General features: G+C 53.6%; 10 protein-coding genes. 4 read left to right on the forward strand and 6 right to left on the reverse strand.

Annotated elements, in window-relative coordinates; all coding sequences use genetic code 11:
- Window positions 1-77: 77 nt before the first annotated feature.
- A complete protein-coding gene (locus KP014_RS00555; RefSeq protein ID WP_036604520.1) occupies window positions 78-2,540 on the forward strand; it encodes an O-antigen ligase family protein in 2,463 nt (820 codons plus the stop codon).
- Between the two features lie 151 nt (window positions 2,541-2,691).
- Here the strand turns inward: KP014_RS00555 and KP014_RS00560 are convergent, their stop codons facing one another.
- The 3 genes from KP014_RS00560 to KP014_RS00570 form a co-directional block, all read right to left on the reverse strand.
- A complete protein-coding gene (locus tag KP014_RS00560; protein WP_090833794.1) occupies window positions 2,692-3,789 on the reverse strand; it encodes a glycerol dehydrogenase in 1,098 nt (365 codons plus the stop codon).
- A 138-nt stretch (window positions 3,790-3,927) separates the two neighbouring features.
- Entirely contained in the window at window positions 3,928-4,821 is an 894-nt protein-coding gene (galU, locus tag KP014_RS00565) for a UTP--glucose-1-phosphate uridylyltransferase GalU (RefSeq protein WP_036598724.1), read from the reverse strand.
- Window positions 4,822-5,056: 235 nt separating this feature from the next.
- Window positions 5,057-7,603, reverse strand: coding sequence for a U32 family peptidase (locus KP014_RS00570; RefSeq protein WP_090833795.1), 2,547 nt, complete (start codon window positions 7,601-7,603; stop codon window positions 5,057-5,059).
- A gap of 317 nt (window positions 7,604-7,920) precedes the next feature.
- Between KP014_RS00570 and rfbA the strand changes: the two genes are divergently transcribed.
- Together rfbA and rfbC are read left to right on the forward strand one after the other, a co-directional pair.
- On the forward strand, window positions 7,921-8,799 hold the full coding sequence (rfbA, locus tag KP014_RS00575) for a glucose-1-phosphate thymidylyltransferase RfbA (RefSeq protein ID WP_036601647.1): 879 nt from the start codon (window positions 7,921-7,923) through the stop codon (window positions 8,797-8,799).
- Window positions 8,800-8,818: 19 nt separating this feature from the next.
- Window positions 8,819-9,379: a dTDP-4-dehydrorhamnose 3,5-epimerase gene (gene rfbC / locus KP014_RS00580; RefSeq protein WP_036601650.1), complete on the forward strand. Its 561-nt coding sequence runs from the start codon at window positions 8,819-8,821 to the stop codon at window positions 9,377-9,379.
- Window positions 9,380-9,606: 227 nt separating this feature from the next.
- Here rfbC and KP014_RS00585 read toward each other — a convergent pair whose 3' ends face one another.
- From KP014_RS00585 to KP014_RS00595, 3 genes are all read right to left on the reverse strand, one after another.
- Window positions 9,607-11,523, reverse strand: coding sequence for a stalk domain-containing protein (locus KP014_RS00585; protein WP_051500495.1), 1,917 nt, complete (start codon window positions 11,521-11,523; stop codon window positions 9,607-9,609).
- Between the two features lie 28 nt (window positions 11,524-11,551).
- On the reverse strand, window positions 11,552-12,679 hold the full coding sequence (locus tag KP014_RS00590; protein WP_051500496.1) for a S1C family serine protease: 1,128 nt from the start codon (window positions 12,677-12,679) through the stop codon (window positions 11,552-11,554).
- Between the two features lie 158 nt (window positions 12,680-12,837).
- A complete protein-coding gene (locus KP014_RS00595; protein ID WP_036601653.1) occupies window positions 12,838-13,047 on the reverse strand; it encodes a hypothetical protein in 210 nt (69 codons plus the stop codon).
- 595 nt (window positions 13,048-13,642) lie between these two features.
- Between KP014_RS00595 and KP014_RS00600 the strand changes: the two genes are divergently transcribed.
- Window positions 13,643-15,277 (forward strand): nitrite/sulfite reductase, encoded by a 1,635-nt coding sequence (locus KP014_RS00600; RefSeq protein WP_036601656.1) that lies wholly within the window; start codon window positions 13,643-13,645, stop codon window positions 15,275-15,277.
- The last annotated feature ends 77 nt before the right edge of the window (window positions 15,278-15,354 follow it).

Consider the following 15,354-nt stretch of genomic DNA (forward strand, 5'->3'; position numbering starts at 1 on the left):
TTAATTTTATTAAGTTTAATTACACCTGTCCTTATGCTAAAATATTGTCGTATCTACAGGAAAAGGAGATTAAAAAGTTGGCTAATCCAGTATACGGTAAAAAGGCTGCTCAGTCGAGAAATGCTGAGAAGATACCCGACTCGCTTTGGGTGTTGGTGATTGGTTTTATTTTATTTTTATTTTGGGCCCCGTTTCAAGTGGGATTATTTAACGGGCAGCAGACGGACTATGAGAAACCGATTTATCTAGCCGTATTGCTCGGGTGTCTGATGCTGTTCTTTTGGGTCGCCCTTTATTACAAAAGGTTTAAATTGGAAGACCAACGGGATCTGCTGGCGGTAGCCGTGCTGCTGCTTCCTCTGACGTATTTCCTGTCGCTCTTTGTCGCCGCTTCGCACTATATGGCGATGAATATGCTGCTGATTCAGAGCATGTACGCGGCTGTGTTCATTGTAAGTCTCTACCTCCTTCGACAAAAACAAGTTAATGTTATCATACAAACCGCTGTATTGACAGTGGCTTATCTGATTGTCTGGTTCGGACTGATGAACTGGCTGGGCGCCTGGAATGTTGCCGGAGGGCTGATCGGCTGGTTCTCGAATACGGTTAGAGGAGGCAAATATCTGGACGCAGTGCTGTATGATACCAACCTCGGACCGCGTCTGACTTCGATATTTCAGTACGCCAATACATATGCCGGCTTCCTGATGGCGTTCTTGTTGGTGGCGATATTTGCACTGATTCGTTCGAAAAAAGCGCACGGCGCGCTAATCAACGGCTTCATGCTTGTACCTATTATCGTATCGCTGCTGCTGACGCTCTCACGGGGCGGGCTTGTCATGCTGCCTGTGGCATTCGTGCTTCTGCTGCTGTTCGAGAAACCGGCACGGCAAATCTTATGGATTATCTATCTGATTATCGCGGGTATCGCCTCGCTGGCGGTGATCAGTCCGGTCACCAAGATTGGTCAACGTCTAAGCCTCGTCCCCGACCCTTCGGCGGCTGTCAAAGGCTGGGCTTACCTGCTGATTACTTCAGCCGTTACGGCGGTTCTATGCTGGGCGGTGCAGCGTTTTGCCGCTCCTAGGCTTGAAGCGAGCCTGGGACGCGGGGCAGACCGCAGGTTCGCCAATTTGTGGCTTCCGATCGGCGCAACGGTGCTGGTGGCACTTGCCGCTTATCTGCTGATCGGCACGAGCGTGCGCAGCATTTTGCCGGATAATATCGAAGCTCGTCTAGAGAATATCAACTTCCAGCAGCACAGTGTACTCGAACGCTTCACCTTTTACAAAGATGCCCTCAAGGTTGTCAAGGATTATCCGATTCTCGGCGCCGGCGGAGGGGGCTGGGCCGCTCTTTACGAGAAATATCAGAATAACCCGTACACGAGCCGTCAGGCGCATAACTTCTTCCTGCAGTATTTGATTGAAGTCGGCATTCTGGGCTTCATCGTATTTATGGGCTTTATCCTGTATGTGTTCTACAAATATATCAGAGGGTTTATTAAGCAGAAGGATAAGGACGATTATGAAAACGGCTTTTTCTACCTGATCCTTACCCTCTCGATTCTGCTTCACAGCGTTCTCGACTTTAATATGAGTTATGTCTTCATGGGCCTGCTTGTGTTCATCGGGCTTGCAGGGATGGCGGCCGTTATGGATGCCAAACCGCTCGCGGTAAAATGGAACTCATCCGGGCTGCGATTGGGCTACATGGCCTTGGCTTGTATAGGGGCGGCGGCCGTTCTAATTGTGTCGCTCCGCTACATTGGTTCCGCCAATGCCGCTGCGGATGCCAAGGCGATCGCGCAAATAAGCCAATCTTATGAAGAAATCAAGGCACCGCTGATCAAGACGCTTAAAAACCGTCCCAGCCATCCGGAGTCTGTTATTATTCTCTCCTCGATGGACAACCAGGTCTACAGCCAAAACAAGAACGAACAGTTCGCGGCCGAGTCCCTCGCCGTGCTGACCCGGGGACTGAAGGATGAACCGAACAATAAACAGATGCTGAAGCAGCTGATTGCTTTATATGATTTGCAGGGAAAACCCGATGAAGCTTATGCGGTATACCGTGACAATGCGGATAAATATAAGTGGGATATCGAATGGTATGAGCCGCTCATTACCCGTTCATTCGATCTCGGCAACCAGGCCTTTACTCAAAAAGATTCAACCAAAGAGCAGCAGTATTTTGAGACCGGTTTGGCTGCTTACGAGCACGTGGTCGCGGGAGTGGCTTACTTAAAGACACTTCCGGCGGGACAGATGCAGGGCCGTCCATTCGCCGTAACGCCTGCGATCGCTCTTAGCGCAGGTAAAATGCAGCTCATGACAGGCAAAACTGCGGATGCTGCCGCCACGTTAAAGCAGGGATTGAGCGACGATTACAATGACACGGCAAATCGTGAAGTCACCCGCTATTACCTGGCGGCACTGCAAAAGGACGGGCAGCAGGATCAGGGAGTCTATGACAAACTCATTCAGGCCGATGCTGCAGAGAAAGCAAAGATTGAAGAAATTGTTGCGGCTCAGTACTAATTTAGGGCCGAGCGATTGTCAGTTTTGCAGTAGGAAATGAGAATAAGAAAATGGAGCGTTTGCGGTAACGCGGGCGCTCCATTTTTTTGAGTTTGAACGAAATAGGAATTCAACGAGGAGTTGCTTGACAGGAATGGATATTGAAGGGCATTTATGAGGTCAGACTGTTCGCTCCCAGACGGTCTGCTTCCAGAATGGCTGCAAGGACATCTTCCGGCTTCACTTTAAATGGCATGTTGCTCATCGGCTCATGGGGAGCACAGCTTGCCTCGGCCACAAGCCGCAGCTTTGATTGCTCCTCTGCATCCAGATTCAGCTGCCGCAAGGTGGTTGGCAGACCGACACTTCGGCAGAAGGCGAGGGCTTCTTCGATTTCAGTCGGATCGGCCTTCTCCAGCACAAGATGCACTAGCGTCCCAAAGGCCACTTTCTCACCGTGTAGAATCGGGCGGGTCTCTTCAAGCTGCGTCATGGCATTATGAATCGCATGGGCGGCGGCAAGTCCGCCGCTCTCAAAGCCGATGCCGCTAAGGTAGATGTTGGCTTCTATGATATTCTCTACCGCTTCGGAGAGTATGCCGTTCTCGGCGTCCTGCTTGGCCTGTGCTCCGTCGGCCAGCAGCGTGTCCCTGCAAGCCCGCGCAAGCGTGTAGGCGGCGATGGCGCTTGTATCCCGGCCTCCAGATTTGGCGGCCCGCCGGCAGGCCCGAGCCTCATAGAAGGTCGACAGCGCGTCGCCCATGCCGGCGACCAGCAGGCGGACAGGCGCTTTGGCCACGAGCTCTGTGTCGACAACGACTCTTTCAGGATTGCTACGCAGCGGCAAGTACTTGTCCAATCGGCCATCTTCGGTATAGAGCACGGACAAGGCGCTGCATGGCGCGTCTGTCGAGGCAACGGTCGGCGCGACAATCAGCCGGAGGCGGCTGTAGAAGCCGACCGCTTTGGCTGCGTCCAGTGTCTTGCCCCCGCCAATCCCTATAATAACATCCGCTTCCGATTCCTTGGCCGCTTCGACGATCCGCTGCACTTCCTTCCGGCTGCATTCTCCCGCGAACGACTGCAGAACATAAGAAACATCGCACCCCTGAAAGCCCTCTGAAATCTCCTTCTCATAATTCGCAAGGACAAAAGCATCTGCGACGATATAAGCGTTCTTACCCTCCAGCTCGGTACAATAACGATGAAGACGACGGATTTCTCCTCTGCCCTGAATGTACTTGGCCGGAGACATAATACTTCTTGTCAACGCTCTCACTCCTACTCATTAAAGTATGTAGAAACCTGGATATAAAGCTAAAATGGCAGTTCCGGGCCAATTCCCGGACTGCCATGTCTGTGCTGTAGCGCTGGCGCTTAGACGCACGCCTCCATTATTCGTATTATATTATTTCGATACCGTCTTTTGCGCTTCGTTTTCGATCAGGTTTTTGAGATAAATAAGCAAGTCATCCTTCAGCTCTTCACGCTGCATGGCGTAATGAATAGTGGTTTGGATAAAGCCCATCTTCTCACCAACGTCATGTCGATCTCCCTCGAAATGGAAGGCCAGAATGCGTTCCACCTCGCTGAGACGGGCAATCGCGTCCGTCAGCTGAATTTCGCCGCCCACTCCCGCCTGCTGCTCACCCAGCATATCAAAGATGCGCGGAGTCAAAATGTACCGTCCAAGGATGGCCAGATTGGAAGGCGCTTCGTCTTTTTTGGGCTTCTCAACAAGCCGGTTGGCTTTATACACACGCTCCGCCAGCTCCGTACCGTCGACGACGCCGTAACGGGAAACCTCATCCCACGGCACCGGCTGCACGCCAACGATGGAGGATTTATATTGGTCATAGACCTCGATCATCTGTCTAAGGCAAGGTTTATCCGACTCGACGATATCGTCGCCGAGCAGAACGGCGAACGGTTCGTTGCCGATAAATTTGCGCGCGCACCAGATCGCATGTCCGAGACCCTTGGGCTCTTTTTGCCGGATATAGTGAATGTCTGCCATCTCAGACGATTTACGGACAGAATCCAGCAGTTCCCATTTCTGTTTCTCGGCCAGATTGAATTCCAGCTCGAATGAATTATCGAAATGGTCCTCGATCGCCCGTTTACCCTTGCCTGTTACGATAATAATATCTTCAATGCCTGAGGCGACCGCCTCTTCCACGATATATTGGATGGTCGGCTTGTCCACAATCGGCAGCATTTCCTTCGGCATCGCCTTGGTAGCTGGCAGAAAGCGGGTTCCGAGGCCGGCGGCGGGAATAATAGCTTTGCGGATTTTCGTCATGACACGGCTCCTTTGTTAAAAGTGTATAATATATAGTCGCATATTCGCCCTGGATAAAAAATGCAGCTCCTATCCTTATTATATCAGTTTTATAGGGATATTGGCAGTCGGAGGTACAAAAGTCTAGTGCTGCAAAACTATCTGAAAAGTTAGCATTTAAGGTACAGCAAAAAAACTCCCGCCGGATGGCGAGAGCTTAAGTTTCTGCAAGAACACAGGTTCATATGACCGTCTGTTATTTGACCAGCTGACCCCGGGTAACGCCGAGCTGGTTGGTCGCTTTGAGCGTCTTCCAGACCTGGGTCCCGGAGATTTCGCCGCGCAGCGCCTTGCCGTACAGATCAATGACCTCGAATACCTGTTCAGGGGTCTCCTCTAGAAACTCCACGCGGAAAGACGTTACCCCGAGCTCGCGGAAGTTGTTTAGATATTCCGCGCCGGACTGCTCAATCGCGTTGTAGACCGTATTGCGGCAGCCTTCATCCACCCGGACGGGATGGATCATGCCGATCCGGTCCTGCAGGGAAGCCCGCTGGCTCTCGCAAGGACGGCCGCAATTCGTAAAGTCGGTTCCTTCGCTTAGGAACGTACAGTATACGCAGTGCTCCGTGTGGTACATCGGCAGATGCTGATGGATGACCACCTCCAGCTGTGAGGTGCGGCTGCGCTGCAGCAGGTCGACCATCTGCTGGATATTAAGATCATACGACGGCGTGACCAGGTCGCAGCCCGCTTCAAGGAACAGATCAACCGCCTTGTGGTTGGCGATGTTCAGCGAGAAGTCGCCGATAAGCAGCGGATGCGCGGCATTCGGCTCTTCCCGGCGTCGGCGCAGATAGTAATACAGCGCGCCGGTATTGCGCACCAGCACCGCATCCGGCTGAAGGCGCAGGATGTTGGCATGGTAGCCGTTCTCGCCCGGCATATGGATGCGCGGCGTCGCCAGCGCGATCCTGGCGCCCGCCGCCCGAACGGCCTCTACCGCTGCCGGGAACTGCTTGATGAATTCGAAGTCGGCGTAGATGAACGTTACGCCGGCTTTTAAGGCAGCCTGCACCTGCGGCAGGCTGCGGCACAGCGCGGTGAGCTGCGCAGCACCGCCGCCGGTGATAGCCCCGCCCGCTCCGAGCGGGGCGACCGGTTCCGCGCCGCGCGAAGCGGCGTCGCCGTATACCTCTACCGCCCGTTTCACGTATACGGGCGGCTTCGGGCGCTCGCTGGCGAGCAGCAGCGCCGCACGGCGGCGGATGCTGTTCAGCTCGCGCATCGGCACGATGACGCCGCCTTCCAGTTCGGCGTCCAGACGCTCAAGCTGGAAGACGGTCCCGCCAAGGCGTCCGAACTGCTCTTCCAGCAGAGCGGCATCCATCGGGCGCTTATTCGCCGTTTCCAGCGGAAGCTCTGAGTCGACGCGGACGGTAACGCCCTTCTGCACGTCGGTCCACCATGTGGCAAGCGGCTCGCCAGCCCGGCCTGCCGCTTTAACATGCACCGGAAATACCCGGTAAGGCTTCTCCGTCTCAAACGTCTGACGCAAAGTCTTGTCCAGCGCTGGATCATTCGTCTTCCAGATACGGTCGCCGACATGCAGACGCCCCAGATTAATATCGCTGCGTCCGGGGATAATGTCAACAATCCAGCCTTCCTGCGCTTCGCCTTCCAGCTTTACGCCTTTGCGGCGCAGATCGTAGATGCGGCCGCCTTCTTCTTTTTTCGTCGGATCACCCGCATCGAACACAATCCCGTCGCCGCGTTTAATTGGCGCTTCAATTCGGCAGACGACGCCGTCACGCAAAATTTGCTCCACGGTGCCAACATAAACGCCCCGGCTTTTTGGGAAGGTGCCGTCCACCAGCTTTTTGTTATTCGTTCCTTCCAGGAAGCCGTGCGTAAACCCGCGTGAGAAGCTTTGCTGCAGCTCCCGCATTTCTTCCTTGGACGGAGCAGCCCATCTTCCGCCAAAATAACGGTCGATCGCCTTGCTGTATTTGCCTACTACATTCGCCACATATTCGGGGCTTTTCATGCGCCCTTCGATTTTGAAGGACGTTACGCCCGCCTGAATCAGCTCCGGTATAAGTTCGATGGCCGCTAAATCCTTCGGCGACAGCAAATAGGCGACATCACCCATCGGCTTCACCTCACCGTCCACGACGAGGTCGTACGGCAAGCGGCAGGCCTGCGCGCATTCGCCCCGGTTGGCGGAGCGCCCGCCCCACATCTCCGAGGTCAGGCATTGCCCCGAATAGGAGACGCACAGCGCGCCATGCACGAACACCTCCATCGGCAGACGCGCCTGATCGCCAATCGCACGGATTTGCTTCAGATTATTTTCCCGCCCGAGCACCACGCGCTCCAGTTCGAACGGCTTGGTGAACTCCACCGCCTCCGGCGAAGTAATCGTCATCTGCGTCGAGCCGTGAATCGGAAAATCCGGCGAAATCTCGCGGATCAGCTTCACCAGCCCGAGATCCTGCACAATGACTGCATCCACACCGGCATCTATGCAAGCGTCGATCAATTCTTTTGCATCCGAAAGTTCGTTCTCGAACACCAGAATATTGAACGTCAGAAACCCTTTTACGCCATAGCTGTGCAAAAAGGCCATAATTTCCGGCAGTTCGTCCATCTGAAAGTTATTCGCTCTTGCCCGGGCATTAAATTTCTCCACGCCGAAATAGACAGCGTTAGCCCCATTCGCCACCGCCGCGCGCATGCAGTCCCAGTCGCCCGCCGGTGCGAGCAGCTCCACGTCTTCCCTGCGTATATCCTGCTCTTTCATCTATATCCTCCCAAACCGTCCGCTAGGGACGGGTCTATTAATGTGCTAAGTGTATGTGATCTGGACTTCCCAAAGAATTGAAATGGATTTATGTCCGATTAACTTATCTATTGTATCAAATATCACACTCTCCTGCTACAAGCCTATCCCTGACAATCTCTACATTTCCATAAGTCTTGAAACGAATTAGATAGAATTGGAATCGATTTCTGGCGAAAAAAGTTAAAGAGAAATAGACACACGTTAAACGTTAAGCGTAAAATATACATAGTCAAAAATGATCTAATTACATATAGCAGGGAGAGCTGACCCAGAAAATGAAAGGCATTATCCTAGCAGGCGGCAGCGGCACGCGCCTATATCCTTTGACGATGGTTACAAGCAAGCAGCTGCTGCCGGTCTACGACAAACCGATGATTTATTATCCTTTATCTACCTTAATGCTAGCGGGAATCAAGGACATTTTGATTATTTCCACTCCCGAGGACACCCCGAGATTTGAGAGTCTGCTGGGAGACGGCTCCCAGTTCGGCATTTCGCTGCAGTACAAAATCCAGCCGAGTCCCGACGGATTGGCGCAGGCCTTTATTCTTGGCGAAGACTTTATCGGCAGCGATTCTGTCGCTATGGTTCTCGGAGACAATATTTACTATGGGGCCGGTATGCGCCAAATGCTTAAACGCGCTTCGGACAAACCGCAGGGCGCTACGGTATTCGGCTATCATGTTCCCGACCCGGAACGTTTTGGCGTTGTAGAGTTTAATGGGGACGGCAAAGTCCTCTCCATCGAAGAAAAGCCTGCACAGCCCAAGTCGAACTATGCGGTTACGGGGCTGTATTTTTACGACAATCGGGTCATAGACATTGCGAAAAACGTAAAGCCTTCGCCACGGGGCGAATTGGAAATCACTTCGGTCAACGAGGAATATCTGAGACTCGGCGAGCTGGACGTGGAGCTGCTGGGACGCGGCTTTACGTGGCTGGATACCGGCACTCATCAGAGTCTGGTAGACGCAACCAATTTTGTCAGAACGATCGAGGATCATCAAGGCATCAAAATCGCCGCGCCGGAGGAAATCGCATATATTAACGGATGGATTACAGAAGAACAACTGCTGGCCTGCGGCGAGAAGCTGAGCAAAACCGGCTACGGGCAGTATTTGATCAAAGTGGCTAACGGTAAAATCAAATATTAATGCGGAAAGAGTGGAATCGATGAAATTTACACAAACGAATCTGGAAGGCGTTCAGATTGTCGAACCCGCCGTATTCGGCGACCATCGCGGATGGTTCATGGAAACCTACAGCCAGGCAAAATTTCTGGAGCAGGGGATCGACCTGAACTTTGTACAGGATAATCAGTCTTACTCGGCGGTTAAAGGGACGCTGCGCGGGCTCCACTATCAGTTGAACCCTAAAGCTCAGACGAAACTCGTCCGCTGTACGCGCGGCAGCATCTTTGATGTAGCCGTCGATATCCGCAAGGGAAGCCCCAGCTACGGCAAATGGTTCGGAATCGAGCTGAGCGCGGACAACAAGAAGCAGCTGCTTATCCCTAAAGGCTTCGCCCACGGCTTCATGACGCTTACCGAGGACGTCGAGGTCCAGTATAAATGCGACGAATTATACGCGCCGGAATGCGACGGAGGCATCCTGTGGAATGACCCGGATATCGGTGTGGAGTGGCCTATCGATGTGGTGCCGGTGCTGTCGGCCAAAGACGAGAAGGCGCCGCTGCTAAAAGACGCGAATCTCAATTTCGTTTACAACGCATAAGTGCTTGTCCGGTAAAAAAAGAACCTCCATTCCGCCTCATCTCGGTTTGGAGGTTTTTGCTATTTTGCATACCTGAAGGAGAGCTTAATGTTATGGCTATCATCCGCAAAATGACATTATCGTCCTAAATTCACACTGGGCCGGCTGCCCCCCTGTGCTCTCTGTAATGTATCAACAGGCAGGATACTCTCATAGCTAATGCCTGAAATCGCGCCTGCTCCCTGTTCCTAATTCCCCTTATCCGTAAACCGGAACGACTGGAGCGTCCGTTCCAGGACCTCCTGCTGCGCTTCTGTTGCGTTCGCGTCACCCAACGTAGCGGTAAGGGTAAAGACAACATCAGCATGGCTGAAGACGATGGCCCGGATGTGGGAGGGGATGCCGTTTTTATTTTGCCGCACGGTCATTTCCACAGCCGGCACTCCGGCGAATATCGTATCCCGCGTGCTTTCGACGAATGGTCCCTTTGGATCGCCGGCCGCATTCCGGTAATACTCTTTAAGCTGGTTTACCGTATAGTCAAAAGAACCTCCCGGAAGCAAAGCGATCTGGAACCGTCCGCCGGTGGAACGGTACTCGACGTTCTGCATTTCGAATGCCCCTTCGGAAGGCGTCCACAGCCGCGGCATATGGATGGTGTAGCCGTAGGTTTTGGATATTTTGGTGGCGGTTTTATTTTTCAACGTCGGATAGTCATTCTGCTCCAGCCTGCCGAAGTTCTCTTTTATCGTGTCAAAATCAATCTTCAGCGAAGCCAACACATCCTTAAATTTCGTCTTATCCTCGTCTTGCCCATCAGGAACGGCATATTCCGCATAGCAGCGGTAACCGCTCCTCAGCAGCAGCACCTGATACTCCGTGATCCATCCGCTGCCGTAATTGTACCGGACTTCCCGGACCCGCGCCGGGACACCGGAAACCTCCACTGCCGTACTGCCCTGCTCACTGTAAGCCCCCTGCACAAAAGAATCCGCATCTTTCAATCTCAGCTCCTCTACCCAGCTATCCAGGGACGAAGCCGCCTTTGCCGAGGTGATGTTCAGCTTCAAATAGCTCCCGTATTTGCTCTCATAGGCGAGATGCCGGTTGTCTGCGGTCCATCCAGCGGGTATCTGCAGAGAAATGCCGTAATCATCGCTTCCTGCTGTCCGCAGACCGTTCCGAACGGTCGACAGATCCCGAATTGAGCGGTTCTTGTTATCAAAGGAAGGACGAAATGATCCAAGCAGCCCGGCGTACTTGGCAAAATCTTTATAATTCACCGCATGGTCATCCGTTAAATACAGCTCATACAATCGCCCATTCGCATAATACTGCCGCCCCTCCCACATGGCCCCGGAAGAATCTTTGCTGATAATGCGCGCATATGGGGTGGGCGCCTGCGGAACAGCTTCCCGGTCCAGCACGATTTCGCCGCTCTCTTCAGCGCCGCGCACCAGCTGCTCCAGCAGTTCGTCTGCGTCCGTGGCGGCTTCCTGAGGAGACACATGCACCTCCAGATAGTAGGCGTTATCCGCGCTCATGAAGGTGGACACGCTCTCTTCTCCGCCACTGTTGCCGATAATGAGACCGGCCGGATAGTTCAGGCTCCACTCGTAGTAGCTGTTGCCGACCTTTGTCTTGCCTGCCTCGCTGTCGATGCCGTTCTCAGGCAGGCTTCCATCCCCCGGTTCCGCGGCAGGCACCGTTACCACGATGCTCCCGCCGCTGCCGGCTGAAACTTTCGCCCCGATGACTCCGGCTACAAAGCGCAGCGGTGCCATAAGCACCCCGTTTACCATTCGCGGGGGAGCAGCCAGTTTCACTTTCTGACCATCCTTCCAGGCGGAATTGCTGCCGATTGTCATTGCGCCTGTATGAGGGCCATAGGTTACTTTAACAACCTCGCCGCTTCCGAGCATGACCCCGCTGTTGAACGCTTTTTTGAACACTCCGAGCGGAACCATGACACTCCCATTCTCCAAAAAGGGCGCGGCGATGGCAAGAGCCTGTCCATTCGCTTTCGCTTCCTTGCTTCCCACCTTCAGGGTCAGCATAAGAGTGCTGCCCGCCGCGGCCCTCGCAGCGCCTTCCGGCAGCATGCCCGCCAGTACGATCAGCGCGGCCAGCGCGGCATGCAGGACTTTTACACATATCTTTCTCATTTTTGTTCTCCCCCGCTTTCGCTTGCTGTTACTCTGCCGGTCCGCTGTCTTCTCCGCCGTCTTCCTCCTCCGTATTGACCACTGGATCTCCTTGCCCCAGTACCAGCTTGCGCTGGACGATATCTCCGCTGCTCTGCATGAGCAGGTGGGCGGTCTGCCCCGGACGATAGCTCTTGAACAGCTCGTTGATATCGACCGCCGAGGTCACCCTATGACCGTCGATGCTGTACAATTCATCCCCTTCAGAAATACCGGCTTTGCGCGCTTCCTCGGAGGTTACTTTCGTTACAGTCAACGGGTCTTCCGCCGGCAGGCCGATAATAGCGGACCAGCTCTCCTGAAGCTCAAGTCCCAGGCTTGGGCGCCTTACTTCACCGTAGGTGAACAACTGCTTGATGATATAGCGAGCCGTTTCCGCAGGAATAGCAAACCCCGTATTTTCCACACCGACCGCCGAGTATTTCATGCTGACGATGCCGATGACTTTTCCATTCATGTCAACAAGGGGGCCGCCGCTGTTGCCCGGATTAATGGCCGCATCGCTCTGCAAAAGACGGTATGACGCATCGACTACCCGTCCCGAACCGCTGACAACGCCGACTGTTGCAGAATTGCGCAGCGCGAAGGATAAGGGCGCGCCGATAGCGATGACCTTTTCGCCGACTCTCACATTCGAATCTTCAGCGAAGGAAGCCGGCTGCAGGGAAGCCGCGTTGATCTTGAGCAGCGCCACATCGCTGACTTCATCCGCATACATTTCCTTGACGCTGTAAGATTTTCCATCCGCTGTCACTACCGTAGCATTTCGCATGCCACCAATGACATGAGCATTCGTAACAATCCACCCTCTGCTTGTGATGATTACGCCCGATCCATGCATCAGATTGTAGCGGTTGTCGAGGCCCGTATTTTTCTCGCCCTGAGCCTTGCCGATAATGCCGACTACCGACGGAGACAGACGTTTATAGATTTGCGGAACCGGGTCTACGGCGGATACACCCTCTCCTGTGGAGGATGGATGCGCGGCGGCCGCTTCACTTTTCCGAGCCGCTTCGGATACGGGTACGGTCCAGCCCAGGACGAGCCCCAAGACAGCGCTGCACAGCAACAAGCGCAGACTTTTGTTACTTATACGCACAATACCACTTCTTCCCATACGTTGATCTCCTCTTTTACCCCATTAATATCGTTCAGCCGCCCTCGCTTGAAAAAAGAAAAAAGACGCCTCTACTCCCGCGAACGGCGGCAAAGGTGTCTTCGCTGACAAAAGAATCGGTTCTTAATATGTGTTCAAGCTGTGGAAACGCCGGCCTTCTAGCCCAGCCAATATTTGATCATGGCATAGTCCGACACGAGAAAGACCAGCAGGCTGACGACTCCGAAGGCAATCGCGAACTTGTTCTTCTGAGGGGCTCTGAGCAATCGGACAACCCCAACCGTAATCAGAACCGTAAACAAGATCATAAACACATCAAAGGTATGAAATCTGGACGCAGTTGCCGTGGCGGCTTCCGCAAGCAGCATAGCCCTACCTCCTCATAATGGTTGTCGAGCAGACTTGCCTTTAGCCGCACAGCCCGCTCTCTTCCTTATGCCTTATCACTTCTATGTTACCGTTACCAAAGACGGCACGCAATAGATTTTTTCCAAAATCTTATGTAATTGTGACAGCGTTCATTGACACCCATGTTTGTTATTCAGTTATCAAAGTTCCTGGAGATAAAATGAACCGGCGGCGACTGCGATGATCAAATAAAGGACATCCACTACTTGTACAAATATATGGCATGAGCATCTCGTAAAAGACCAGCATATTAAAAGCGGTCGGCTAGTAATTTTTTTCAAAAAAATCCTTACTTTGCAGCTCTTATAATTATATTAACGGGATTGTCCCTGTTTGAATCTTTCGCCCTGCCTGCCGAACATCCGCCTTGCGATTTATCAACGGAATCTGGAGGTTCCATAAACAATTGTTATACGAGTTATACCTTACTTCACATACGGGAAGCAGGAAATCTGTTACCATCAAACCAATCTCTTAGCGACCTCGTCGGATTTAATGAAATAGAGCGAGAACGCGGCTCAGAACGTGAGTGACATAATTAAGGAGGCTTCATCAATGGCATATGAACCGATTTGGACCAAAGAACCGGACAAGCTGTCCAAATTCGAATTAGTCAAACTGGAAAAAGACGGACTGGATATCATCCGTAACATTATCGAAAAATACGCGCTGGAGGGCTACGATTCCATTCCCGCCGACGACCTGGACCTCTTCAAATGGGCGGGCGTGTACCAGCAGAAACCGAAGAACGGTCATTTCATGATGCGCGTCCGCATTAATACCGGGGTTATGACATCTGCGCAGGCGCGGACTCTGGCCGATATTTCCCGGCTTTACGGCAGAAATCTTCTTGATATTACTACCCGGCAGGCGATTCAATTTCACTGGCTGACCGTGGAGAATTTCCCGGATATTTTCAAGCGCCTGGAGGAGGTCGGCTTATACTCCTTCGAAGCCTGCGGCGACTGCCCGCGCACGATTGTCGGCAATCCGCTTGCCGGAATCGACAAGGACGAGCTGATGGATACCAAGGCCCTTGTCGACGAAGTGAATAACTTTTTTGTGCTGAACCGCGATTTCTCCAATCTTCCGCGCAAGCTGAAAATGTCGATCTCCGCGAATCCTTACAATAACGCGCATGCCGAGATCAATGATTTGGCATTCACGCCTGCGGTCAAGGAAATAGACGGTGAGGAGACTATCGGCTTCCATGTCATGGTCGGCGGCGGTCTGTCCGCTAAGCCGCATCTGGCGCAGAAGCTGGATATCTTTGTCCGTCCGGATGAGGTGCTGAAGGTTGCCATTGGCGTGGCGACAATCTTCCGCGACAATGGATACCGCGAGAAAAGACACCATGCCCGGCTGAAATTCCTGGTGGCCGATTGGGGCGCGGAGAAATTCAAGGACAAGCTGTTCGAGCTGATCGGGGAGCTGCCTGCGCGCGGTGAGGACAAAACGGCCGGCTGGCAGGCCGCCTATTTCGACGGCGTGCATCCGCAGCCGCAGCAGGGGCTGAACTATGTCGGCCTTAATGTGCCTGTCGGACGGCTTGACGCCGACGAGCTAACACAGTTGGCCGATCTCACAGACACTTACGGCGACGGGACCATCCGCACGACGATGTCGCAGAACGCCATCCTTAGCGGCGTGCCCAATGATAAAGTCGAAGAGCTCCTGGCAGCGCCCGTGCTTCAGCGCCTGTCGGCTGCGCCGAAGCCTTTCATCAGCCGCACCGTCGCCTGCACCGGTAACGAATTCTGCAGCCTTGCTCTTGTAGAGACGAAAAAGCGCGCCGCAGCCATTGCCAGCTTCCTGGACGAACGCCTGGACCTTGGCGAGAAGGTCCGCCTCCATCTCATCGGCTGCCCGAATGCCTGCGGACAGAAGCAAATCGCGGACATCGGCCTGCAGGGAGCTTTAGTGAAGACCCCCGAAGGCATGGTCGAAGCTTTCGACATTGCTGTCGGCGGCACGCTTGGCGGCGGAGCGCAGGGTCCGGCCGCGAAGTTCGCGCAGCCGCTCAAGGGACGCGTCAAAGCGGATGAAGTCGCAGGCGTGCTTGAACAGCTCCTGCTGTTCTATAAGAGCGAACGCGCCACAGGCGAGAGCTTCCATGCCTTTACCGAACGCGTCGGCGTGCCTGCCATTCAGGACAAGCTGAGCTCCATTCTGTCTACGGTCGCCTCGTGATTGACCGCTGAAATAGCGGTATTGCGTGTTGAAAGAACGTTATTGCGTACGTTAAAGGGCCGCGGCAGATGCCGCGG

This window comes from Paenibacillus sophorae, from assembly GCF_018966525.1.
GTDB lineage: Bacteria > Bacillota > Bacilli > Paenibacillales > Paenibacillaceae > Paenibacillus_AQ > Paenibacillus_AQ sophorae.